The sequence below is a fragment of the Candidatus Hydrogenedentota bacterium genome (assembly GCA_012523015.1).
In the GTDB taxonomy this organism is placed as follows: domain Bacteria; phylum Hydrogenedentota; class Hydrogenedentia; order Hydrogenedentales; family CAITNO01; genus JAAYBJ01.
In genome coordinates this window covers 1-2,766 of sequence record JAAYJI010000205.1, presented here as the reverse complement: position 1 = coordinate 2,766, position 2,766 = coordinate 1, and the positions used below count along the sequence as shown (strand labels likewise).

1 protein-coding gene and 1 pseudogene are annotated in these 2,766 nt (G+C 44.3%); both read right to left on the bottom strand.

Features of this window, described 5'->3' with window-relative positions; all coding sequences use genetic code 11:
- Positions 1-246: 246 nt before the first annotated feature.
- The gene (gene brxL / locus GX117_08860) at positions 247-1,731 is read right to left on the bottom strand and encodes a BREX system Lon protease-like protein BrxL (protein ID NLO33449.1); all 1,485 of its coding nucleotides are present in this window, start codon (positions 1,729-1,731) and stop codon (positions 247-249) included.
- Between the two features lie 13 nt (positions 1,732-1,744).
- Positions 1,745-2,554, bottom strand: a pseudogene (gene pglZ / locus GX117_08855) (BREX-4 system phosphatase PglZ).
- Positions 2,555-2,766: the final 212 nt, after the last annotated feature.

Below are 2,766 nucleotides of genomic sequence, written 5' to 3'. Positions count from 1 at the left end.
TGCATGGGCGCTTGTTCCGCCTCGCTACGCTCGGCTCCACAAGCGCCCATGCAATCCTGCCAGGAGGCGCGCTCATGAAACACAGAAACTCTCATAACAACTGGACCAAAAAGCGGGGGCTTGACAATTCGGCAAGGCAGCTGAAACAATAAAAATGTTTGGTCTTGAGGTCTAAAATCTTTTTGCTTAGACCGATTTCGTCCTTAGTCAATTTTTCTTTCCCACAGATGTGACAGTTTTTTTGTTTCACGATTTACTCCGATCCTCTTCGAAAGATTTTACCGTAAAACTGGGAACATCTTTGCCGCGGTATTCCGGATCCAATAGACCAAGCTGAAATTTGATAGTATCCCGCATTTTCCATGCTCTGTTAAGGCAATAATGCTTGAATATATGTGGCTCAATATCTCTTGCACAACGAACGTGCGGAAAAAGCAGTTTTAGGTATGCCGTGGTAATACGTAAGACTGCTTCTGTGTCGCGTGTATCCGCAGCCTCAGGGACTATGATGAGTTCATCGACTATGGCACGATAGGTAGTATCTGAACGTAAGTCGTGCATGATTGACGTAAAATATTCCGAATTCAACGCCCAGCCGGACACTTTGAGATCATCGTTCATTCGAGGAATATTCCATCCTTTGATAAAGCCATGGAAACGGTCGATAAGGGCGGACTCATGAAACACTTCGGGCAGTTCTTCAAACATGTTAGAAAAACCGTCTTGATCCATAGCTCCTTTGCTGATATTCCCGCTTAGGATCATGCCTGCATCAGCGACGCCTTGGAGATTACCCACGGTAAACACACCGGATTCAAGATAGCCCTTTAAAGCAGCGCGCATTTCATCGACGTCGGTAAAAGAAATGGTTTGAACCTCATCAAGGGTAATAAAATCATTACCGCTTATGAGTCCTTCCTTACGTCGGTTTTGATCATAGAATAGTTTCGCTCGACTCATGACGCCGCCGCTAGACAGCCAGCCGAAGCGGCTGACTCTGCCGAAAAGATAAGATTTGCCCGTCCCTTTCGGAGCGAGTTCAATCAGGTTCAACCGTTTCTCAACAAAGGGAAGGAGGCGTGTGAGCATGGTCAGTTTTTTTTCTTCATTGCCGAGATAACCGTTCGCGTTGTAGTCTACTGCGCCCAGCAGCACATCAAGCCATTCCTCTATAGAAAATTCTTTGCGCACCTCTTTGAAATAATCCAAATCAATCGTATAAGGACAAAAGTTTTTAAAGGCTATAAGTTTAATCTTACCGCCGGAACTGCTCTTTGTTGGTCGATCGGAACCGCTGGATCCTCCGGGGCGATACCCCAGTTCTAGCATGCCCCACGTTTCTCCGGCGTCAACCAAATCCTCCCTGCACAAATTCCACACAGAATCCTCGATAATGGTGTCTTTGTTTGTTAATCCGAAATCAGGCAATGCAAAAGAAACTTGTGCTGTCTTGATGTCGATATCAACAGAAATTTTGGCTAAAAATTTGACGCGTTCATAGTCAATGCAAATACGATCCTTGATTCCGGTCCAATCATCGCGTCCCGGCAGATAGGTCTTAATAAAATCATATAAAGAATCTTGATCCACATTACCATGTTCATCAGCGAAACGTTTTAAAAGCCAGTCTCGCATAAATGACGGCAGGCTCATGGCAGAAAAGAAATTACTCTTTTTTAAATCCTTATATACAACCATTTCATCGAAGCATTGCCTCAATTTTTCTATCATAAACTAAGACTCCTCAAAAAAAATTGTCGAACTCTTCATTCTTTTGCGCGATCTTGCTCTGAACTTTAAATGCGACCTTGCCAATCCACGTGTCCCCGGAATAAACTTCTGCCGTATAATGATCAGCTTTTTTTATCTCTGACAGCAACACACGGAATCGCCTATCTTCTATAGATTCGGCTGAATATCTATCACTGCCTAAACGTACAGACACATCCGAAACAGGCGCAGTAAAGAAGAGCTCAATAGTGACCTCTTTCTTAAATTCCAAAAAGACAGTTTTATTAACCACTTCCACCGTAATTTGCTTATCTTTTAGTGTGAGTTCAATGATGGGGATAACAACCTCTTCCAAAGATGCCCCGCCGTGGACTTCAACATTTGCCGCACGACTGCCTTTGAAACGACCATAATCTGCAAGGACAATGTATCCGTTCTCTTCTGCTGCAAAAGGAAGATCATATCCCTCAAAAGTTTTACAACAGCGCCCCGAATGCTTTCCCTGAGTGTCGGTATCATATTTCTCTTCTTTACTCCGTAATACAGCCAGACGGGAAGCACCATGGTCGCTAACAATTAAAAAAGAGTTATACTTCCGAGAATGAAGTGCGGTGGCTGCATTTTCAATAACATCTTTAATAACTTCAAGTTCACCGGCCAAATAAACGGGTAACTCATTATTTAAAAAGCTGTACCCGCCGTGATCGTCATGTTTAATTCTATCTAATTTGTCGTTTTTATCTTTTGACCCTTTCCATTCGTCAAAGAATTGACGATTGAATAGAGTGATGGTTGGTAATTCCGAGCGTGCTACCTGAATATTGTGCGCTTTACCCCATTCTTAGACCACGGATCGCCAAATTTAAGGTGGAAATCTGTGTCTCCTTGTTCTGTGACGTGAGGGCTTGGGCTGCCCTCTCTAGCCATGCCTTCGCGTAGCGTAGCCCGTCCCCGATAGGGGCAGCCCTGAGGGCTGAGGGCGTAGCGGAGCGAAGGCATGGGACGGTTTCAACTTTCTCCTACTTTCCAAACAAT